Below are 19,163 nucleotides of genomic sequence, written 5' to 3'. Positions count from 1 at the left end.
AACGGGCCGCCCTCCAGGGGCCGCGCCGCCTGACGTCCGGGATCAAGGTCAGTCGCGGCCGTCGACGAACCGCAGGGCCGGGGCGCTCCATCCGTGTTCGAGGAGGTCGAAAGCGGCGTCGACGGCTTGTTCGGGGTCGTCGGCGCGCTGGGCAAGGGCGGAGGTCTCCAGGGCGAACCGGGCCAGGGCTGCGCTACGCAGGTCGTCGGGTGTGACGCCGAGATCTTGGGCGATGGCGCGGGCGAGGGCGTCCTGGTGGCGCATCCACATGCGGTGGGCGTAGTCGCTGAGGGCCGGGGTGGTCTTCACCAGGTTGATTGCCACCATGCCCCTGCCGGCCGGCGGCGGCGTGCACACCCCGGCGCTGGGCTTCCCGCTGACCGTGGGCATCACCCGGGACCACGACGGGACCCTGTACTTCCTGTATGCCACCGGCACCACCGACCTCACCGGCGTGTGGCACGCCGGCGGCCGGCCCGAGCGGATCGCCGCGATGCCCGCGAACAGCCTGCCCAACGGCCTGGCGCTGGACGCTCGCACCCACACCCTCTACATCACCGACTCCGAGGGCGCCGTCTGGAGCGTGCCCGCCACCGGCGGCACCGCCACCGCTTGGTCCACCGACCCCGCACTGGCCCCGGCCGGATTCCTCGGCGCCAACGGCCTGAAGGTCCACAACGGCGCGATCTGGGCCACCAACCTGGACAAGGGCACCATCGCGCGCATCCCGATCCTCCCCGACGGGACCGCCGGCCCGGCCCAGATCACCGCCACCGACCTGACCGGCATCGACGACTTCGCCTTCACCGGCCACGGCGACCAGATCCTGGCCGCCCTCGACACCGTCGACCAGGTCGCCCTCGTTCAACCCGATGGCACCCACACCACCGTCCTGACCGCCGCCGACGGGCCGCAGGGCCCGACCCCCATCGCCCTGCGCGGCGACACCGCCTACATCATGAGCGCCGCCTACCTCACCGGAAAGGACCCGAACGAGATCACCGTCCACCTCAACGACTGACACCCCGCGCACGACCCCGCTCCAAGAAACCCACCCAACAAGGAGCGAGGGCAACAAGGGCGGATGCCGCCCGGTCGTCACGGTAGCGAAGGCCGCCGCCGTACGCGCCGCGTACCTGGGCGGCCAGTCCATCGTCGGCCTGGCCGGCGACCACCAGGTCAGCCGCGGCGCCATCCGTACCGCCGTCGCCGACCTCCTGCCCGAGCACACCGTCGTTGTCGATCTGGACGCCCTGCCCACGGAACTGCCGATGGCCGGCGGCGGGGCCAACCGCTAACGCTGGGAGGAGGCGCTGGAACTGCTCACTCCCAAGGTGTCCGCGGCCGTGATCAACGCCGACACGTCCGGTCGGCTCGCCAAGCCGTGAAGACCGGTTCGATCAAGGCCAATCGGGCATTGAAGACATCACTGCGGTACGGGCGACGAACACTCACGACTCGTTCAACGACCCCCAACACCGGCAGTCACAAAATCACCCTGAACTACCAACGACTAGATCAGATGCCCTCTTAGGGCACGCAGAGGGCACACCACCCATGAATTGATCTAGACAACAAACAAACCCCAGGTCACTGACCTGGGGTTTCATCATGGAGCGGGTGACGAGAATCGAACTCGCGCTCTCAGCTTGGGAAGCTGATGTTCTACCATTAAACTACACCCGCGTAAGACACCGATCGCGGTCGGTGTCGGAACGCATCGTTACCTTACCTCATCCCAGACCCCCGGTGCCGAAGCCGTGGGGTCTGAGTGTGTTTCAGGGGGGCGATGGGGCTGCGGGGCGCCGGAGTTGGGGCGTACGGTGGAGGGGTGGGAGAGGGTCCGGGTGAGGTCGGAGTGCCGCCTGGAGAGCCGTTCCTTTGATCCCGTAATGTGGCATTTGTCGTCCGGTGAGCAGCATCCGGGCGCGGCTCTTGGGGAAGGGACTCATGGACTTGATGGAGCGCACCGTCGTCCGCTGTGCCGATGGGCACGTCTTCAGCACCGCTTCGTTCCCGATGCAGCAGGCCGAGCGTCTCGGCCCCGGTCGGCTGATGCGGTGTCCACGCTGTGCCCGGCTGCGCAGTGTCGTGCCGGTCAGTCTCGAGAAGCGGTAGCGCGCGGCGGTAACAGGCGGGACGTGAGGCGCGTGGCGCGGCAGGATTGTGGGCCGTCCACGCGCCTTGCGTATCCTCGGGGCGTGCTTCTCTCAGACAAGGACATCCGGGCCGAGATCGACGCCGGGCGAGTGGTGATCGATCCCTACGACGAATCCATGGTGCAGCCGTCGAGTGTCGACGTACGCCTGGACCGGTTCTTCCGGGTGTTCGAGAACCACAAGTACCCGCACATCGACCCCTCCGTCGAGCAGGTCGACCTCACCCGGCTCGTGGAGCCGGAGGGCGACGAGCCGTTCATCCTGCACCCGGGCGAGTTCGTCCTGGCCTCGACGTACGAGGTCATCACGCTCCCCACCGACCTCGCCTCGCGCCTGGAGGGCAAGAGCTCCCTCGGCCGGCTCGGACTGGTCACCCACTCCACCGCCGGCTTCATCGACCCCGGCTTCTCCGGTCACGTCACCCTGGAGCTCTCGAACCTCGCGACGCTCCCCATCAAGCTGTGGCCCGGCATGAAGATCGGCCAGCTGTGCATGTTCCGCCTCTCCTCGCCCGCAGAGTTCCCCTACGGCAGCGAGCGGTACGGCTCCCGGTACCAGGGCCAGCGCGGCCCCACCGCCTCCCGTTCCTTCCTCAACTTCCACCGGACGCAGGTATGAGCGCCCCGCGCGAGAACCTCACCTACGAGGCTTTCGGCACGGCCGTCCGCGAGCTCGCGCAGGCCATCGCCGACGACGGCTACGAACCTGACATCGTCCTGAGCATCGCCCGCGGCGGCGTCTTCGTCGCCGGCGGGCTCGCCTACGCCCTGGACTGCAAGAACATCCACCTGGTGAATGTGCATTTCTACACCGGCGTGGGGACGACGCTCGACATGCCGGTGATGCTGGCGCCCGTCCCCAACGCGATCGACTTCACCGACAAGAAGGTGCTGATCGCCGACGACGTGGCCGACACCGGCAAGACCCTGAAACTGGTCCACGACTTCTGCCTCGACGCCGTCGCCGAGGTCCGCTCCGCCGTCATCTACGAGAAGTCGCAGTCGCTGGTGAAGTGCGAGTACGTGTGGAAGCGCACGGACGACTGGATCAACTTCCCGTGGAGCGTCCTGCCCGTGGTGCGTAAGTCGGGCGAGCCCGTCACTCCGTCGAACGAAGCGCTCTGAGGCGAGCGAGGGCTCGCCGTCCCGGCCTGGGATCCGGGCGTCTATACACCGCGCGTATACGTTGTGTGTATAGTGCGCGCTCGTAAGAGGAGTGCGGTGTGCGAGCGTGGAGGTCGGCATGGCGGCGACTGCGATACCCGACGAGTCGGCGGTACGGAGCGGTGGTACCGGTGCCCGGGTCGCCGCGGTGGCTGCGGCGGCGGTTGGTGGGGTGCTGCTCGGCGTGCTCACCAACCTGGCTCAGGGGTGGCTCCCGGCCGGGTGGAACCAGCTCGCCAACTCGGGTGCCGTCTGGTCGGCCGTGGCGTTCGTCGGCGGAGCCCTGCTCGCCGGGCGGGGCACGGTCCGCCTGGCCGCTGTCGGGGGGCTCGGTGCGGAGGTCGGACTCGTCGTGGGGTACTACGGCTACGCCGAGTTCGGCCGGGACGGCATGGGTGACCTGCTCTTCCCGCTCGTCTGGCTCGGCATGGCGTGCCTGGCCGGACCGCTGTTCGGTGTCGCGGGCCACTGGTGGCGACGCGGCGAGGGCGCGCGGGTACGAGTGGTCGGCCTGGCCGCGTTCGCCGGGCTCTTCGGGATGGAGGGGGTGACGGCCGCCTGGGACCTTCATCGCGCGTCCCAGGCCTGGGCCTGCTTCGCCGCCTTCGCCCTGGTCCCGCTCCTCATGGCCCGCACGCACCGCGAGCGCGCGTTCACCCTGGCGGCTGCCGTGCCCTGCGCGATCGTCGCCTACGCGATCGTCGTCCTGCCTCTTCGGGCGGTGTCCGCCTGACCCTCCGGCCCACGATGCTCGCCCTCGCAACACATACCCCTGTCTCGAACAGGTACAGGCGTGGTGTTTGAATCGAACATATGAGCGATAATTCGCCGAGGGTGGAGCCGAGGGCGCACACCAAGCGAAGTGGCGAAGGGAGCCTTGCATGACAGGCCGGAGTGCGGGGCCGTACATACCGGATGATCCTGAAGGCATGTCCGGACCGATTCGCGTGATCGTGCTTCCGCCGTCACCCACCGGTGGCCGGCGTGTCCGCGTGGACGGGGAGATCCTCGGCCTGGCCCACAGCCTGGTCGACCTGGCGGAGTTCCTCCGCCGTGCCGGTCTGGAGATCGATCCGGCGGAGGCGGCCGAGTCGCCGTGGATCGACTGGCGGGGAGTGGGACCGGAGCGCTGGGATCCGGAAACCTGACACCCCCCGCCGAGGCGCTGCTAGAACGTCCCCAGCTTGACGATCGACAGCAGGGCGATCAGCTGGATCGCGCTCGCGCCCAGGGCCTTCGGCCAGGGCAGGTCGTGGGAGCGGCTGACCATCATGGTCAGCAGGGCGCCGGCCGCGACCCAGGTCGCCCAGCCCAGGGCCTGGACGAACGTCGCGTCACCGCCGAAGAACATGGCGAAGACCAGCCGGGGCGCGTCGGTGATGGACATGATCAGCATGGAGAGGCCGACCGTGGGCTGCCAGGCGCCGTCGCCGCCCAGCTGACGGGCGAGCGTGTGGGTCACCACGCCCAGGACGAAGGCGGAGATCACCATCGCCACGGCGGTCGTCAGGACGATCGGCACCGCGTTGGAGAGGGTCGCGTTGATCGCGTCCGACCGGGCGCCGTCGAAGCCGAAGACCGCCAGCAGGCCGTAGAAGAACGTCACGACGAGGGCCGGGCCCCACATCGTGTAGTCGCGCATCTGGAGGAAGGTCTGGTTGGGGGCGAGGACGATCCCCCTCAGCAGGTCCTTCCAGTGCAGCCGGGGACCGATCGGTCCGGCCGGCGCCGAGCCCGCGCGATAGGTCTCGCCCTGGTTGTACGGGTCCTCACCCACCGAGAACGACTGGGTGTGGCCCGGGTTGTTGGCCGCGTACGGGTCGGGGCCGCCCTGCGGGGCGTAGCCGCCGTCACCGAAGTACTCGGGTTCGTCCCGGCCGCCGCCGTAACCACCTCCGTACTGCCCCTGCCTGTTCCCCTGGCCCTGTCCCTGGTAGGGGTACGGCTGCGGCGGCGCGGGCGGGTAGCCGTACGACGGCCCCTGCGGCGCCTGCTGTCCGTACGGGGGTTGTTGCGGTCGCGTTTGCGGAGCGCCGTTGTTCCGGGCGCCGCGTCCGATCCTGAATCCAGCCACGCCTTCGAACGTACCCGGTCCCGCAGAGTGACGTGCCGGGCCCGGCGGTTCGGGCCCGGCTTTGCTGCCGAGCTGTGACATCCCCTAAGGGGAAGGTAAAGGCGCCCCCTAGGGAGATCCACAAGGGGCGGGACGGCCGATCTCCGGCTGGTGCGGATCAGTCGGCGAACAGGGCCCCGAACTGCGGGGTTCCGGTGGTGGAGACGCCGGACGCGCTCGCGGAGAAGGCGCGGGAGCCGGTCGTGGTGATCTTCGTGCCGTTGGAGGGCAGGTAGGTGATGGCTCCGTCGCCGCCGTTCTCGTACGAGCCCACCACCAGGTCGGCCTTGCCGTCGCCGGTGACGTCGTCGAGCTTGACGTCGGCGCCGAACAGGTCGCTCTTCTCGTCGTCGCCGGGGACGCCGGGCGTGCTCTGGGCGAGGTTCTGCATGCCGGACGTGGTGTTGAGACCGGCGGCGGAGCCGTACAGGACGGTGACCGTACCGGTGTTGGTGACGCCGTTCAGGTCCTCGTTCGGGGAGCTGACCGCCAGGTCCTGGAAGCCGTCGCCGTTGACGTCGCCGAGGTCGAGATCCCAGCCGAAGCCGTCGCCGGTCTCCGAGGCGCCGGGGACGTTGCCGGTGTCCTGGGTGAGGCCGCTGGTGCGGCCCGGCCCGGACGCGGAGCCATAGGTGATGTTCACCTTGCCGCCCTTGGCGGAGTCCGGGATCGTGGCGCCGTCACTGGCGGTGGCGTCCCAGGAGGCGCCGCTGACGATGTCGCCGTAACCGTCGCCATTGATGTCGCCCACGCCGGTGACGACGCCGGTCTTCAGGGTCTTGGCGCCGGAGACGCTCAGACCGCTCGCGGTGCCGGGGATCCAGTAGTTGGTGTTCCAGTGCCGGGAGGTCCTCGTCTCGTAGCCGTCGACGATCAGGTCGGTGCGGCCGTCGCCGTTGACGTCGCCCGCGGTCAGGTGCATCGGGCCGTACGGGGAATCGTTGCTGCCCGCCTCGATCGGCGGCTTGATGGTGTAACGGCCGCCCGGCGTACCGCTGTTGGTGAAGCCGCCCTTGTAGACGTAGAGGACGTTGGAGGAGCTGCCGACGGCCAGGTCGGCCTTGCCGTCGCCGTCGAAGTCGCCGGCCGCCAGGTTCATGCCCCAGAAGTCGTGGGCGGAGGGGGCCGGGTCGGGGACGTTGACGCTCTTGCCGGTGAGGCCGCTTCGGGAGCCCAGCAGGATGACCAGGGAGCCGCCGTTGGTGTCGGTGCCGACCTTCTCGCCCGGGGAGCCGACAGCGAGGTCGTCGTAGCCGTCGTGGTTGAAGTCGGCGTACGCCAGCGCCGCGCCGAACTCGTCGCCGGCCTCGGCGGCGCCCGGGACGCCGGTGGTGTCCTGGCTGATCGTGGTGCGCTTGGCGGAGGAGACGCCGGTGGCGGTGCCGTAGAGCGCGACGACCTGACCGGCGTTCTTGTGACCGCTGACGTACGCGGTGTACGCGGAGGTGGCGATGTCGCCGATCCCGTCGCCGTTGAAGTCGGCCTGCCGGACGTGGACGGAGTCGGCGGCGGTCGCGGTGGCGGCCGTGACGGTGACCAGCCCGCCCGTCAGCGCGACGGCGGTGGCCGTCGCGAGGGCGAGTCTCAGGGGCTTGTGCATCAGGTTCTCCTGCGGCGTGCGGGGACACCGGACGGGCATCCCCGGTCGTGTGGGGCGGTGGCGGTACGGGGCCGTGGTGGCCGGAAGGCGTCAGCCGGCGAGGCTTCGGGCAGCGGACGACGTGAGGGAGCCGGAGCCGGAGCCGGTCAGCCGGTGAGTGCGGCGCCGCCGTACGGGCGGCCGCCGAGGCAGCCCGGCTCTCCGGCCGTGACGACCGCTCCCGCCTCCTTCGGCGCCAGGGCGGCGATGGCCAGAGCGGCGGCCGGCAGGCCGGCGCCGGGGGTACGGCTGGGCAAGAAGGGCTCCAAGAGTCGCGAATGATCCCGGGATCGCGCGGTGTCGCGATGAGGAGACCACCTATGAGGCGCAAGGGTTGTACGGGATTTCGGTGAGCCCCTGTTGTGCCGGCCCCGCCTTCCGGCCGCCCCCTGGTCGCCCTTGGTCGCCGTCGCCGCCTCCGTCGCGCTTCCGGCGGCCGTTCTTCTCGGACCGGCGCAGCCGCATGCGTGCGGTCGTATCCGTGCGGTCGTATCCGTGCGGTCGTATCCGTACGGTCCCGGTGATCCTCTCAGGCCGGTGCCGGTGGGAGACGGCACAGTGGAGACATGGACACAGACGGACGGATGTTCCTGACCCGGGGGAAGGTGGCCACCCGGCTGCCCGCACAGGACCTGGACCGGGCCCGGCGCTTCTACGCCGAGGTGCTCGGGCTCGAGCCCGTGGACGAGCGGCCCGGCGGGCTGCTGTACCGGTGCGGCGGGGTGGACTTCGTGGTCTTCCGGTCGACGGGGGCCTCGCCCGGCACGTTCACGCAGATGGCCTGGGAGGTGGCGGACATCGAGGCGGTGGTCGCCGAACTCCGGCGGCGCGGAGTGGAGTTCGAGGAGGTGGACGTACCCGGGCTGCGGACCGTGGGCGGTATCGCCGAGGTCGAGGGGAACTACCCGAGCAAGGGCTACCGCGGCGAACGCGGCGCCTGGTTCCACGACAGCGAGGGCAACCTGCTGGCGATCGGGGAGCCGGTGGTCTGAGCGAGGTGTCTCACCCGCGAGGGGTGATTCGTGCCGGCCCAGGGATCGGGAGACTGCGGGTGGCGGGCGGCGTCGCGCCATCCGGGTGAAGTGCGTCGGCGCGGACCCGTGCGGCGTGCGGTCACCGGCCGGGCGTCCTTGACTGGGAGTCGGTAACCACCGGTCCAGCAGGGGAGAAGACATGGCAGGGCGTCTGAGGACGAGAAGCACGCGGTGTGGTGCTACCGCGCTGCTGTTGGCCTGTGCCGTGGCCGGCATGACCGGTTGCTCCGACAGTTCGGGGACGGCGTCGACCCGCAGCAAGGCTGCCTCCATCGCCTCCTCCGTGGCCTCGTCCGTCGCCTCCTCAGTGGCGTCCTCGGCGGCCTCGGCGGTCGCCTCCGCCGTGCCGTCGCTGGCCTCGCAGGGTGCTTCCGCGCTGGCTTCGGCATCGGCCGAGGCCAGACGGCGCCTGGAGGACGTGCAGAACGGGATCGACGCCAAGGACGACGTACACCTGGGCACCCCGGCCACGGACGCCGACGGGCGGAGCACCGTAGCGGTGCGTGCGCACAACAGCGCGGACTCGGCGAAGTCGTTCGCGGTCCAGGTCGACTTCCGCGACCAGGCGGGCAACCTCCTGGACACCAGCGTGGTGACGCTCAACGATGTCGCAGCGGGGAAGGACGGCAAGGCCACCGCCCACAGCAACCGCAAGCTGTCCGGCCCCGTCCGCACGGACGTCGCCAGGGCCCTGCGTTACTAGCCCGGCATGCCGAGCATCCCCCTGCGGTTGACGCCGAGTCTCGGATCCAGGCGGAGGTGAGCGTTTCCCGTTCAGCTGCTTTCAGTACTGGTTAGCGTGCACGGATGGAAGATCTGGGACCTGTCGCCTGGCCGCCTGAGCCGATCCGGACTGAAAGGCTTGTGCTCCGTGAGTCCGACGCTCGGGACCGTGGGGCGTTCATCGAGTTGCTTGCCTCGCCGGAGGTCCATACCTACCTCGGCGGTCCTCGGCCGCGTGGTGAGCTCGAGCGCGAGCTGCCTGAGGTGCCCGAACGGTGGCCCGGGAGTTTCGTTGTCGATCTCGACGGGTCGATGGTCGGCCAGATCCTGCTCAGGAGAGCGACGGGACGCAGTCGTCCGGCTGCCGTGGGCAAGGCCGAGCTCGGGTACCTCTTCCTGCCCCGGGCATGGGGATTCGGGTACGCAGGCGAGGCGTGTGCGGCCGCGCTCGGCTGGCTCGACGGCGTGCTTCCCGGTGAGCCGGTGGTGCTCGCCACCCAGACCGCCAACCTCGGCTCGATGCGGCTCGCGGTGAAGCTGGGGTTCAGCGAGGTGGAGCGGTTCGAGGCCTGGGGCGCCGAACAATGGCTCGGCATGCGATCCCCGCTCACGCCCTCCTGACCCACCCTGCGGCAGGATGAGCCCATGAGCGTCGTCAAGATCAACGTGCTGACCGTGCCCGCCGAGCAGCGGGAGGTGTTGGAGAAGCGGTTTGCCTCGCGGGCCCATGCCGTGGAGGGGTCCGACGGGTTCGAGTGGTTCGAACTGCTGCGGCCGGTCGAGGGAACCGATCAGTACCTCGTGTACACGCGGTGGCGGGACGAGGAGTCGTTCCAGGCGTGGATGGAGGGGTCGATGAAGTCCGCGCACCAGGGCGGCTCCGAGGGTGGGGAGCGGCCGAAGCCCGCGGCCTCCGGGGCGACCCTGTGGTCGTTCGACGTGGTGCAGTCGGCGGGTCCGAAGGGCGCGTAGACCCTGGACATAGCCGTAGACAGAGAAAAGCGGCGCCCCCTGTCTCGTGCGAGACAGGGGGCGCCGGCCTGTTCGTGCGGGCTACTTGACCGGCTCGGGCTCCGGCGCGGTCTCCGCAGCCTCCTCGCCCGCCGGGTCTGCCGGGGTCTTGACGGAGTCCAGCAGGAGCTGGGCGACGTCGACGACCTGGATCGACTCCTTCGCCTTGCCGTCGTTCTTCTTGCCGTTCACGGAGTCCGTGAGCATGACCAGGCAGAACGGGCAGGCCGTGGAGACGATGTCGGGGTTGAGGGAGAGGGCCTCGTCGACGCGCTCGTTGTTGATGCGCTTGCCGATCCGCTCCTCCATCCACATCCGCGCACCACCGGCGCCGCAGCAGAAACCGCGCTCCTTGTGGCGGTGCATCTCCTCGTTCCGGAGGCCCGGGACGTTCGCGATGATCTCGCGCGGAGGCGTGTAGATCTTGTTGTGGCGGCCCAGGTAGCAGGGGTCGTGGTACGTGATGATGCCCTCGACCGGGGTGACCGGGACCAGCTTGCCCTCGTCGACGAGGTGCTGCAGCAGCTGGGTGTGGTGGATGACCTCGTAGTCGCCGCCGAGCTGCGGGTACTCGTTGCCGATCGTGTTCAGGCAGTGCGGGCAGGTCGCGACGATCTTCTTCGCCGACTTGGGCTTGGCGGACTCGGGGACCACCTTGCCGTCGTCGTCCAGCTCCTCGCCGAACGCCATGTTCAGCGCCATGACGTTCTCCATGCCGAGCTCCTGGAACAGGGGCTCGTTGCCCAGGCGGCGGGCGGAGTCACCGGTGCACTTCTCGTCGCCGCCCATGATCGCGAACTTGACGCCCGCGATGTGGAGCAGCTCGGCGAAGGCCTTGGTCGTCTTCTTGGCGCGGTCTTCGAGGGAGCCCGCGCAGCCCACCCAGTACAGGTACTCGACCTCGGTGAGGTCCTCGATGTCCTGGCCGACGACCGGGACCTCGAACTCGACCTCCTTGAGCCACTCCAGGCGCTGCTTCTTGGCCAGGCCCCAGGGGTTGCCCTTCTTCTCCAGGTTCTTGAGCATCGTGCCCGCCTCGGACGGGAACGCGGACTCGATCATCACCTGGTAGCGGCGCATGTCGACGATGTGGTCGATGTGCTCGATGTCCACCGGGCACTGCTCGACGCAGGCGCCGCAGGTGGTGCAGGACCACAGGACGTCCGGGTCGATGACGCCGTTCTCCTCGGCGGTGCCGATCAGCGGCCGCTCGGCCTCCGCCAACGCCGCGGCAGGCACGTCCTTCAAAACCTCGGGAGACGCCTTCTCCTCGCCCTCCATGGACTTGCCGCCACCCGCGAGCAGGTAGGGCGCCTTGGCGTGCGCGTGGTCGCGCAGGGACATGATCAGGAGCTTGGGGGAGAGGGGCTTGCCCGTGTTCCAGGCGGGGCACTGCGACTGGCAGCGGCCGCACTCGGTGCAGGTGGAGAAGTCCAGCAGGCCCTTCCAGGAGAACTGCTCCACCTGGCTGACGCCGAAGACGTCGTCGTCACCGGGGTCGGTGAAGTCGATCGGCTTGCCGCCGCTCGTCATCGGCAGCAGCGCGCCCAGCGAGGTCTCGCCGTTGGCGTTGCGCTTGAACCAGATGTTCGGGAAGGCGAGGAAGCGGTGCCAGGCGATGCCCATGTCGGTCATGAGGGAGACCGTGATCATCCAGATGAAGGACGTCCCGATCTTGATCATCGCCGTGAGGTAGATCAGGTTCTGCAGGGTGGAGACGCTCAGGCCCTTGAACGCGAGCACCAGCGGGTACGAGGCGAAGTAGGCGGCCTCGTAGTGGTGCACGCCGGCGAGCGCGCCCTCCAGGCCCCGCAGGGTCATGATCGCGAGGCCGATGATGAGGATGACCGACTCGACGAAGTAGGCCTGGCCGAAGTTGGAGCCCGCGAACCGTGACTTGCGCCCGGGCCGCCGCGGGTGGCTCAGCTGCCGGATGACGATCAGGGTGAGGATGCCCAGGGACGTCATGGTGCCGATGAACTCGACGAACAGCTCGTACGGCAGCCAGTGCCCGATGACCGGCAGCGCCCAGTCGGCCTGGAAGAGCTGGCCGAAGGCGTTGACCAGGGTGAGCACCAGGGAGAAGAAGCCGACCGCGACGAACCAGTGGGCGACGCCGACGACACCCCAGCGGTTCATCCGGGTATGGCCGAGGAACTCCCGGATCACCGTGGCGGTGCGGGCGGTCCAGTCGTCGGTGCGGGTTCCCGCGGGCACGTCCTGGCCGAGGCGTACGAAGCGGTAGATCTGAGCGATGGCACGGCCGAACAGCGCCACGCCGACCACGGCGAGTACCAGCGACACGATGATCGCGGCGAGTTGCATTTCGGGGCTCCTCGGGCCTGCGAGGGGGTTCTGCGGGGTCTCTCAGCGGATTCCCCGAGATTACTAAGCGGTAACTTATGCAGTCCGTCTGAGACTACCCATATTCTCCGCCGCACTGTAGTCAGCGGTGCGGTGATCTGCGTCGCTGAGGGTGACCTCAAAGGTCCCACACGATCCGATCGTGTTATTCGTACCAAATTGCTACATTCGCCCCTAACTTAGACCCGTGCTCTACGGGATCGCCGCCGCCACCACCGCCCTCCTGCTCGCCGCCGTGCTCAGCGCGCTGCTGCGGGTCCCCGCCCTGCGTCTCGGGGTGGTCGACCGGCGGCGGCAACGGCCCCTGCCGCTGTTCGGGGGAGTCGCGGTCGTCCTGGCCACCTGCCTGGTCGCGGTCGGAGGGGACCGGTTCGGGGTGACACGGCTCGGCGGCGATGTGGGCCGGCTGGTCGTCACCGGAGCCGTCGTCGCCGCGCTGGGGCTGGTCGCGGACGTGCGGCGGGTCAAGGCGCGGGTGCTGGTCGTCGGTACGGCGGTCGCGGCGGCCTGTGTGGTGCCGTACGACGAGACCGGGGTGCCGGCGGGGCTGCTGGCCGTGGGGTGGATCACCTTCGTCGCCCTCGCCTTCCGGGCGCTCGACCACGCCGACGCGCTCGCGGGGACCGTCGGGGTGGTCACCGCCTTCGGGGTGGGCGCCTGCGCGGCGGCCGAGGTGATGGACGGACTCGCCGTGCTGCTCAGTGTGCTGGCGGCCGCGCTGACCGGGTTCCTGATGCACAACTGGCATCCCGCGCGCGTGGGGCTCGGCTCGTGCGGCTCGCTGTTCACGGGGTTCCTGCTGGCCGCGTCCGCCGTGTCCACCCGGGCCGGCTACGGGCTCGCCCCCAGCGCGGGCGTGCTGTTCGCGCTGACCGCCGTCGCGAGTGCCGACGTACTCCTCGTGGTGCTGGCGCGGCTGCTGGGCGGGCGGCCGGTGCTGCGGCGCGGGCCGGACCATCTCGCGCACCGGCTGCGGCGGACGGGGCTGACCGGTCCCGGGGTGACCGTGCTGCTCGGGCTCGGGGCGTTTGCGGGGGTGCTCGTCGGGGTGCTCGTGCATCTGGGGTGGATCGCGGACTCGGGCGTGTTCTGGGTGGGGGGAGGAGCGTTGTGTGTGGTGCTCGTACTCCTTCGGATCCCTGGTCATCCCCCTAGGGGTTCCGCGTCCACGCAGGTCAGAGGCCAGTTGCGTGTAAGGAACGGATAAGAGTTGAGTCCTGGTGACTCAGGTCTGTTGACCCAATCGCAGACGTCATGCACACTTGAGTCCGTTGCACTCAAGTCAGCTGGAGGAACCAACCATGGCACGTGCGGTCGGCATCGACCTGGGCACGACTAACTCCGTCGTCAGCGTTCTGGAGGGCGGCGAGCCCACCGTCATCACCAACGCCGAGGGCGCCAGGACCACGCCGTCCGTCGTCGCCTTCGCGAAGAACGGTGAGGTGCTCGTCGGCGAGGTGGCCAAGCGTCAGGCGGTCACCAACGTGGACCGGACCATCCGGTCCGTGAAGCGCCACATGGGCACCGACTGGAAGATGGAGCTCGACGGGAAGCCCTTCAACCCGCAGCAGATCTCCGCCTTCATCCTGCAGAAGCTGAAGCGCGACGCCGAGTCCTACCTGGGCGAGAAGGTGACCGACGCGGTCATCACCGTCCCGGCGTACTTCAACGACTCCGAGCGTCAGGCGACCAAGGAGGCCGGCGAGATCGCCGGTCTGAACGTCCTGCGCATCGTGAACGAGCCGACCGCGGCCGCGCTCGCCTACGGCCTCGACAAGGACGACCAGACGATCCTCGTCTTCGACCTCGGTGGCGGCACCTTCGACGTGTCCCTCCTGGAGATCGGCGACGGCGTCGTCGAGGTGAAGGCCACCAACGGTGACAACCACCTCGGTGGTGACGACTGGGACCAGCGCGTCGTCGACTACCTGGTGCAGCAGTTCAAGTCCGGTCACGGCGTGGACCTCGGCAAGGACAAGATGGCGCTGCAGCGTCTGCGTGAGGCCGCCGAGAAGGCCAAGATCGAGCTGTCCTCGTCCACCGAGACCTCGATCAACCTGCCCTACATCACGGCCTCCGCCGAGGGCCCGCTGCACCTGGACGAGAAGCTCACCCGCGCCCAGTTCCAGCAGCTGACGGCCGACCTGCTGGAGCGCTGCAAGACGCCGTTCCACAACGTCATCAAGGACGCCGGCATCTCGATCAACGAGATCGACCACGTCGTCCTGGTCGGTGGCTCCACCCGTATGCCCGCCGTCGCCGAGCTCGTCAAGGAGCTGACCGGCGGCAAGGAGGCCAACAAGGGCGTGAACCCGGACGAGGTCGTCGCCATCGGCGCCTCGCTCCAGGCCGGTGTCCTCAAGGGTGAGGTCAAGGACGTCCTGCTGCTCGACGTCACCCCGCTGTCCCTCGGCATCGAGACCAAGGGCGGCATCATGACCAAGCTCATCGAGCGCAACACCACGATCCCGACCAAGCGCTCCGAGATCTTCACCACGGCCGAGGACAACCAGCCGTCCGTGCAGATCCAGGTCTACCAGGGCGAGCGCGAGATCGCGGCGTACAACAAGAAGCTCGGGATGTTCGAGCTGACCGGTCTGCCGCCGGCGCCCCGTGGCGTCCCGCAGATCGAGGTGTCCTTCGACATCGACGCCAACGGCATCATGCACGTGACCGCCAAGGACCTGGGCACGGGCAAGGAGCAGAAGATGACCGTCACCGGCGGCTCCTCGCTGCCGAAGGACGAGGTCGACCGGATGCGCCAGGAGGCCGAGCAGTACGCGGAGGAGGACCACCGCCGCCGCGAGGCCGCCGAGACCCGCAACCAGGGCGAGCAGCTCGTCTACCAGACGGAGAAGTTCCTCAAGGACAACGAGGACAAGGTCCCGGGCGAGATCAAGACCGAGGTCGAGGCGTCCGTCGAGGAGCTGAAGGCCGCGCTCAAGGGCGAGGACACCGCCGAGATCCGCACCGCCACCGAGAAGGTCGCGGCCGTCTCGCAGAAGCTCGGCCAGGCCATGTACGCCGACGCCCAGGCCGCCCAGGCCGCCGGTGGCGCGTCCGCCGGTGCCGAGGCCCCGAAGGCCGACGACGACGTGGTCGACGCCGAGATCGTGGACGACGAGCGCAAGGACGGTGCCGCGTGACGGAGGAGACCCCGGGCTTCGAGGAGAAGCCCGACGTCCCCTCCGGCGCCACCTCTGACGACGCCGAGCCGAAGGCCGCCTCCGAGGGGGCGGCCCCGGCCGGGGACGCAGCGCAGATCGCCGGTCTGACGGCCCAGCTGGACCAGGTGCGCAAGGCGCTCGAGGAGCGCACGGCGGACCTCCAGCGGCTGCAGGCCGAGTTCCAGAACTACCGCCGCCGCGTGGAGCGGGACCGGATCACGGTCAAGGAGATCGCTATCGCGAACCTCCTGACCGAGCTCCTGCCCGTGCTCGACGACATCGGCCGCGCGCGGGAGCACGGCGAACTCGTCGGCGGATTCAAGTCCGTCGCGGAGTCGCTGGAGACCGTCGCGGCGAAGATGGGTCTGCAGCAGTTCGGCAAGGAGGGCGAGCCCTTCGACCCGACCATCCACGAGGCCCTGATGCACTCCTACGCTCCGGATGTCACCGAGACGACCTGCGTGGCGATCCTGCAGCCCGGGTATCGCATCGGCGAGCGCACCATCCGCCCCGCGCGGGTGGCGGTCGCCGAACCGCAGCCGGGCGCGCAGACGGTGAAGGCCGAGGGGGCCGAGGAGGCCCCGGCGGCCGAGGAGAAGAAGGACAACGGCCCTGAGGAGGGCTGACGTAGGTACCGATCGGAACACCGGAAAGGGGGCGCGTCGGGGATGAGCACCAAGGACTTCATCGAGAAGGACTACTACAAGGTCCTCGGCGTCCCCAAGGACGCCACCGAGGCCGAGATCAAGAAGGCGTACCGGAAGCTCGCCCGCGAGTTCCACCCGGACGCCAACAAGGGCAACGCCAAGGCCGAGGAGCGCTTCAAGGAGATCTCCGAGGCGAACGACGTCCTCGGCGACCCCAAGAAGCGCAAGGAGTACGACGAGGCCCGCACCCTCTTCGGCAACGGCGGCTTCCGCCCGGGGCCGGGCGCGGGCGGCGGGTCCTTCAACTTCGACCTGGGCGACCTCTTCGGAGGCGGCGCCCAGAGCGGGGGCTCCGGCGGTTTCGGCGGCGGGCTCGGTGACGTCTTCGGGGGCCTGTTCAACCGCGGCGGTACGGGCACGACCCGTACCCAGCCGCGGCGCGGCCAGGACATCGACACCGAGGTCAGCCTCAGCTTCACCGAGGCGATCGAGGGGGCGACGGTCCCGCTGCGGATGTCCTCGCAGGCACCGTGCAAGGCCTGTTCGGGCACCGGCGACGCGAACGGCAACCCGCGGGTGTGCCCGACGTGCGTCGGCACCGGTCAGGTCGCCCGGGGCTCCGGCGGAGGGTTCTCCCTCACCGACCCCTGCCCCGACTGCAAGGGCCGCGGCCTGATCGCGGAGAACCCCTGCGAGGTCTGCAAGGGCTCGGGACGCGCCAAGTCCTCGCGCACCATGCAGGTCCGCATCCCGGCCGGCGTCTCCGACGGACAGCGCATCCGGCTGCGCGGCAAGGGTGCGCCCGGCGAGCGGGGCGGCCCCGCGGGCGACCTGTACGTCACGGTCCATGTGTCCGGGCATCCCGTGTTCGGCCGCAAGGGCGACAACCTGACGGTGACCGTCCCGGTGACGTTCACGGAGGCCGCCCTGGGCGGCGAGGTCCGTGTGCCGACCCTGGGCGGGCCGCCGGTCACCCTGAAGCTGCCGCCGGGCACGCCCAACGGCCGCACCATGCGCGCCCGGGGCAAGGGCGCGGTCCGCAAGGACGGCACCCGCGGGGACCTGCTGGTCACCGTCGAGGTGAGTGTCCCCAAGGACGTGACGGGGAAGGCTCGTGACGCACTCGAGGCGTATCGCGAGGCGACCGCGGGCGAGGACCCGCGGGCGGAGTTGTTCCAGGCCGCGAAGGGAGCATGACGAAGATGGACGGCCGTCGGCGCGGTGACAATTTTCGTGGGCCGTATGAACTGACCGAGGAGACCCCGGTCTACGTCATCTCGGTGGCGGCCCAGCTGTCCGGTCTGCACCCGCAGACCCTGCGTCAGTACGACCGCCTGGGGCTGGTCTCCCCGGACCGCACCGCGGGCCGGGGCCGGCGCTACTCGGCCCGCGACATCGAACTGCTGCGCCAGGTGCAGCAGTTGTCGCAGGACGAGGGCGTCAATCTGGCCGGCATCAAGCGCATCATCGAGCTGGAGAACCAGGTCGCCGCGCTCCAGCAGCGCGTCGCCGAGCTCCAGGCCGCCGTCGACGGCGCGGCGGCGGCGATGCAGCAGCGCGAGGCGGCCGTGCACGCGTCGTACCGGCGTGACCTGGTGCCGTATCAGGAGGTGCAGCAGACCAGCGCGCTGGTGGTCTGGCGCCCGAAGAAGGCCAAGGACTAGCGATACTCCGTCTTTCGAAGAGGCCCCGGAATGGCTGATTCCGGGGCCTCTTCGTATGGGAGCATGTGAGGGCGCGGTGATCATCGAGGCGCTTGGTGGAGGGTCCGTAAAGGCGCATTGGTGAAGGTTGTGCCAGGTCTTCACAACACAAGCGGAGCGTGGCGTTGCCCACTCGTTAAGTAGTTCCGCTTGACGCCCGGGGTGAGTGCCGCGTTGGCTTTTCAGTCATCCGGTCGCATTGAGGCGCCCGTGTCCCGAAAGCATCAGAAGTGAGCAGGCCAGTGAGCAGTTCCATGCGTCGTATTGCCATATCCGTGGCCGCGTCCACGCTGTCCCTGTCGCTGGCGGGCTGCGGCATGCTGGGCGTGTCCGACAGCGGTGCCTCGGCGAGGCCCACGAAGGGCAACGACGTCACGGTCGGTCTGCTGCTGCCGGAGACGGCGAACACGCGTTACGAGAACTTCGACTACCCCATCGTCAAGAAGCAGGTCGCCTCCCTCACGAGGAACGAGGGCAAGGTCGACTACGCCAACGCCGAACAGGACGCGAAGAAGCAGGCGTCCCAGATGCAGAAGATGATCGACGACAAGGTCGACATCATCCTGCTGGACGCCGTCGACTCGCACGCCATCGCGCCCGAGGTGCAGAAGGCCAAGGACGCGGGCATCCCGGTCATCGCCTACGACCGCCTCGCCGAGGGCCCGATCGACGCGTACATCTCCTTCGACAACGAGCTGGTCGGCGAGGTCCAGGCGCGTTCCCTGCTGGAGGCCCTCGGCAGCGAGGCCGACACCTCCGACAAGGTCGTCATGATGAACGGCTCGTCGACCGACCCCAACGCCAAGCAGTTCAAGGCGGGCGCGCTGTCCGAGCTGGGCGGCAAGGTGACGATCGCCGACTCCTTCGACACCGTCGACTGGAAGCCGGAGAACGCCCAGGCCAACATGACCAAGGCGATCGAGAAGATCGGCAAGGACAACATCGCGGCCGTCTACTCCGCCAACGACGGCATGGCCGGCGGCATCGTCAAGGCCCTGGAGAACGCGGGCGTCACCAAGCTGCCGGCGATCACCGGGCAGGACGCGGAACTCCCGGCCGTGCAGCGGATCGTCTCGGGCGAGCAGTACATGACCGTCTACAAGTCCTACCCGGACGAGGCCGCGGCCGCCGCGCAGATGGCCGTCGCCAAGGTCCAGGGCCATGACATCCAGTTCGACGCCCTCACCCAGGACAGCGTGGACAGCCCCACCAACAAGGCCATCCCGGCGCAGCTGCTCACCGTGACCGCCGTGACGAGGAAGAACATCAAGTCGACGGTCGTCGCGGACGGCTTCTACAAGATCTCCGACATCTGCACCGGCGAGTACAAGTCGAAGTGCGCGGCCATCGGCCTGAAGTGACGCGAAGAGACGCGAAGAGACGCGAAGTGATGTGATGTGACAGGGAGGGCCGGGGCCGGGTGACGGCACCGGCCCTCCC

At 69.2% G+C, this 19,163-nt stretch carries 20 protein-coding genes and 1 tRNA gene; 15 read left to right on the top strand and 6 right to left on the bottom strand.

What is annotated here, in order from left to right:
- Window positions 1-48: 48 nt before the first annotated feature.
- Window positions 49-327 carry a hypothetical protein gene (locus ABZZ74_RS36715; RefSeq protein WP_356772501.1) on the bottom strand — a complete coding sequence of 93 codons (279 nt, stop codon included), beginning with the start codon at window positions 325-327 and terminating at the stop codon, window positions 49-51.
- On the opposite strand from ABZZ74_RS36715, the gene ABZZ74_RS36710 reads away from it, so the two are divergent.
- Window positions 326-1,021: a hypothetical protein gene (locus tag ABZZ74_RS36710; RefSeq protein ID WP_356772500.1), complete on the top strand. Its 696-nt coding sequence runs from the start codon at window positions 326-328 to the stop codon at window positions 1,019-1,021. The genes ABZZ74_RS36715 and ABZZ74_RS36710 overlap by 2 nt on opposite strands.
- Window positions 1,022-1,612: 591 nt before the next feature.
- Here ABZZ74_RS36710 and ABZZ74_RS36705 read toward each other — a convergent pair.
- Window positions 1,613-1,686 (bottom strand) — tRNA-Gly (locus ABZZ74_RS36705).
- 515 nt (window positions 1,687-2,201) lie between these two features.
- On the opposite strand from ABZZ74_RS36705, the gene dcd reads away from it, so the two are divergent.
- From dcd to ABZZ74_RS36685, 4 genes are all read left to right on the top strand, one after another.
- On the top strand, window positions 2,202-2,777 hold the full coding sequence (dcd, locus tag ABZZ74_RS36700) for a dCTP deaminase (protein ID WP_133044131.1): 576 nt from the start codon (window positions 2,202-2,204) through the stop codon (window positions 2,775-2,777).
- Window positions 2,774-3,283 (top strand): phosphoribosyltransferase, encoded by a 510-nt coding sequence (locus ABZZ74_RS36695; RefSeq protein WP_356772499.1) that lies wholly within the window; start codon window positions 2,774-2,776, stop codon window positions 3,281-3,283. The genes dcd and ABZZ74_RS36695 overlap by 4 nt, the downstream gene beginning before the upstream one ends.
- Window positions 3,284-3,401: 118 nt before the next feature.
- On the top strand, window positions 3,402-4,055 hold the full coding sequence (locus ABZZ74_RS36690) for a DUF6518 family protein (RefSeq protein WP_356772497.1): 654 nt from the start codon (window positions 3,402-3,404) through the stop codon (window positions 4,053-4,055).
- A gap of 196 nt (window positions 4,056-4,251) precedes the next feature.
- Window positions 4,252-4,470, top strand: coding sequence for a hypothetical protein (locus tag ABZZ74_RS36685; protein ID WP_356772495.1), 219 nt, complete (start codon window positions 4,252-4,254; stop codon window positions 4,468-4,470).
- A gap of 20 nt (window positions 4,471-4,490) precedes the next feature.
- Here the strand turns inward: ABZZ74_RS36685 and ABZZ74_RS36680 are convergent, their stop codons facing one another.
- From ABZZ74_RS36680 to ABZZ74_RS36670, 3 genes are all read right to left on the bottom strand, one after another.
- Window positions 4,491-5,477 carry a Yip1 family protein gene (locus tag ABZZ74_RS36680; protein WP_356772493.1) on the bottom strand — a complete coding sequence of 329 codons (987 nt, stop codon included), beginning with the start codon at window positions 5,475-5,477 and terminating at the stop codon, window positions 4,491-4,493.
- 76 nt (window positions 5,478-5,553) lie between these two features.
- Window positions 5,554-7,035: an FG-GAP and VCBS repeat-containing protein gene (locus ABZZ74_RS36675; protein ID WP_356772491.1), complete on the bottom strand. Its 1,482-nt coding sequence runs from the start codon at window positions 7,033-7,035 to the stop codon at window positions 5,554-5,556.
- 146 nt (window positions 7,036-7,181) lie between these two features.
- On the bottom strand, window positions 7,182-7,331 hold the full coding sequence (locus tag ABZZ74_RS36670) for a hypothetical protein (protein ID WP_356772489.1): 150 nt from the start codon (window positions 7,329-7,331) through the stop codon (window positions 7,182-7,184).
- Window positions 7,332-7,640: 309 nt separating this feature from the next.
- Here ABZZ74_RS36670 and ABZZ74_RS36665 point away from each other — a divergent pair, with 309 nt between their 5' ends.
- The 4 genes from ABZZ74_RS36665 to ABZZ74_RS36650 all read left to right on the top strand — a co-directional run bounded on the left by ABZZ74_RS36665 (window position 7,641) and on the right by ABZZ74_RS36650 (window position 9,803).
- The gene (locus ABZZ74_RS36665; RefSeq protein WP_356772487.1) at window positions 7,641-8,066 is read left to right on the top strand and encodes a VOC family protein; all 426 of its coding nucleotides are present in this window, start codon (window positions 7,641-7,643) and stop codon (window positions 8,064-8,066) included.
- Between the two features lie 256 nt (window positions 8,067-8,322).
- Window positions 8,323-8,811: a hypothetical protein gene (locus ABZZ74_RS36660; RefSeq protein WP_356772485.1), complete on the top strand. Its 489-nt coding sequence runs from the start codon at window positions 8,323-8,325 to the stop codon at window positions 8,809-8,811.
- A 104-nt stretch (window positions 8,812-8,915) separates the two neighbouring features.
- Entirely contained in the window at window positions 8,916-9,452 is a 537-nt protein-coding gene (locus ABZZ74_RS36655) for a GNAT family N-acetyltransferase (protein ID WP_356772483.1), read from the top strand.
- Between the two features lie 24 nt (window positions 9,453-9,476).
- Window positions 9,477-9,803, top strand: coding sequence for an antibiotic biosynthesis monooxygenase (locus ABZZ74_RS36650; RefSeq protein WP_356772481.1), 327 nt, complete (start codon window positions 9,477-9,479; stop codon window positions 9,801-9,803).
- Between the two features lie 81 nt (window positions 9,804-9,884).
- Here the strand turns inward: ABZZ74_RS36650 and ABZZ74_RS36645 are convergent, their stop codons facing one another.
- Window positions 9,885-12,167, bottom strand: a complete 2,283-nt coding sequence (locus ABZZ74_RS36645; protein WP_356772479.1) for a (Fe-S)-binding protein — start codon at window positions 12,165-12,167, stop codon at window positions 9,885-9,887.
- 226 nt (window positions 12,168-12,393) lie between these two features.
- Between ABZZ74_RS36645 and ABZZ74_RS36640 the strand changes: the two genes are divergently transcribed.
- The 6 genes from ABZZ74_RS36640 (at window position 12,394) to ABZZ74_RS36615 (ending at window position 19,084) form a co-directional block, all read left to right on the top strand.
- A complete protein-coding gene (locus ABZZ74_RS36640) occupies window positions 12,394-13,413 on the top strand; it encodes an MraY family glycosyltransferase (protein WP_356772477.1) in 1,020 nt (339 codons plus the stop codon).
- A gap of 94 nt (window positions 13,414-13,507) precedes the next feature.
- Window positions 13,508-15,352: a molecular chaperone DnaK gene (dnaK, locus tag ABZZ74_RS36635; protein WP_133044143.1), complete on the top strand. Its 1,845-nt coding sequence runs from the start codon at window positions 13,508-13,510 to the stop codon at window positions 15,350-15,352.
- Entirely contained in the window at window positions 15,349-15,999 is a 651-nt protein-coding gene (grpE, locus tag ABZZ74_RS36630; RefSeq protein WP_133044144.1) for a nucleotide exchange factor GrpE, read from the top strand. Before dnaK ends, grpE begins: the two co-directional genes overlap by 4 nt.
- Window positions 16,000-16,041: 42 nt before the next feature.
- Window positions 16,042-17,217 carry a molecular chaperone DnaJ gene (dnaJ, locus tag ABZZ74_RS36625; RefSeq protein ID WP_356772474.1) on the top strand — a complete coding sequence of 392 codons (1,176 nt, stop codon included), beginning with the start codon at window positions 16,042-16,044 and terminating at the stop codon, window positions 17,215-17,217.
- 5 nt (window positions 17,218-17,222) lie between these two features.
- Window positions 17,223-17,684 carry a helix-turn-helix domain-containing protein gene (locus ABZZ74_RS36620; protein WP_133044360.1) on the top strand — a complete coding sequence of 154 codons (462 nt, stop codon included), beginning with the start codon at window positions 17,223-17,225 and terminating at the stop codon, window positions 17,682-17,684.
- 293 nt (window positions 17,685-17,977) lie between these two features.
- Window positions 17,978-19,084, top strand: a complete 1,107-nt coding sequence (locus tag ABZZ74_RS36615) for a substrate-binding domain-containing protein (protein ID WP_356772472.1) — start codon at window positions 17,978-17,980, stop codon at window positions 19,082-19,084.
- The last annotated feature ends 79 nt before the right edge of the window (window positions 19,085-19,163 follow it).

Origin of the sequence: Streptomyces sp. NPDC006476 (assembly GCF_040612015.1) — a bacterium.
GTDB lineage: Bacteria > Actinomycetota > Actinomycetes > Streptomycetales > Streptomycetaceae > Streptomyces > Streptomyces griseorubiginosus_B.
This window is presented reverse-complemented; position numbering and strand designations above follow the sequence as displayed.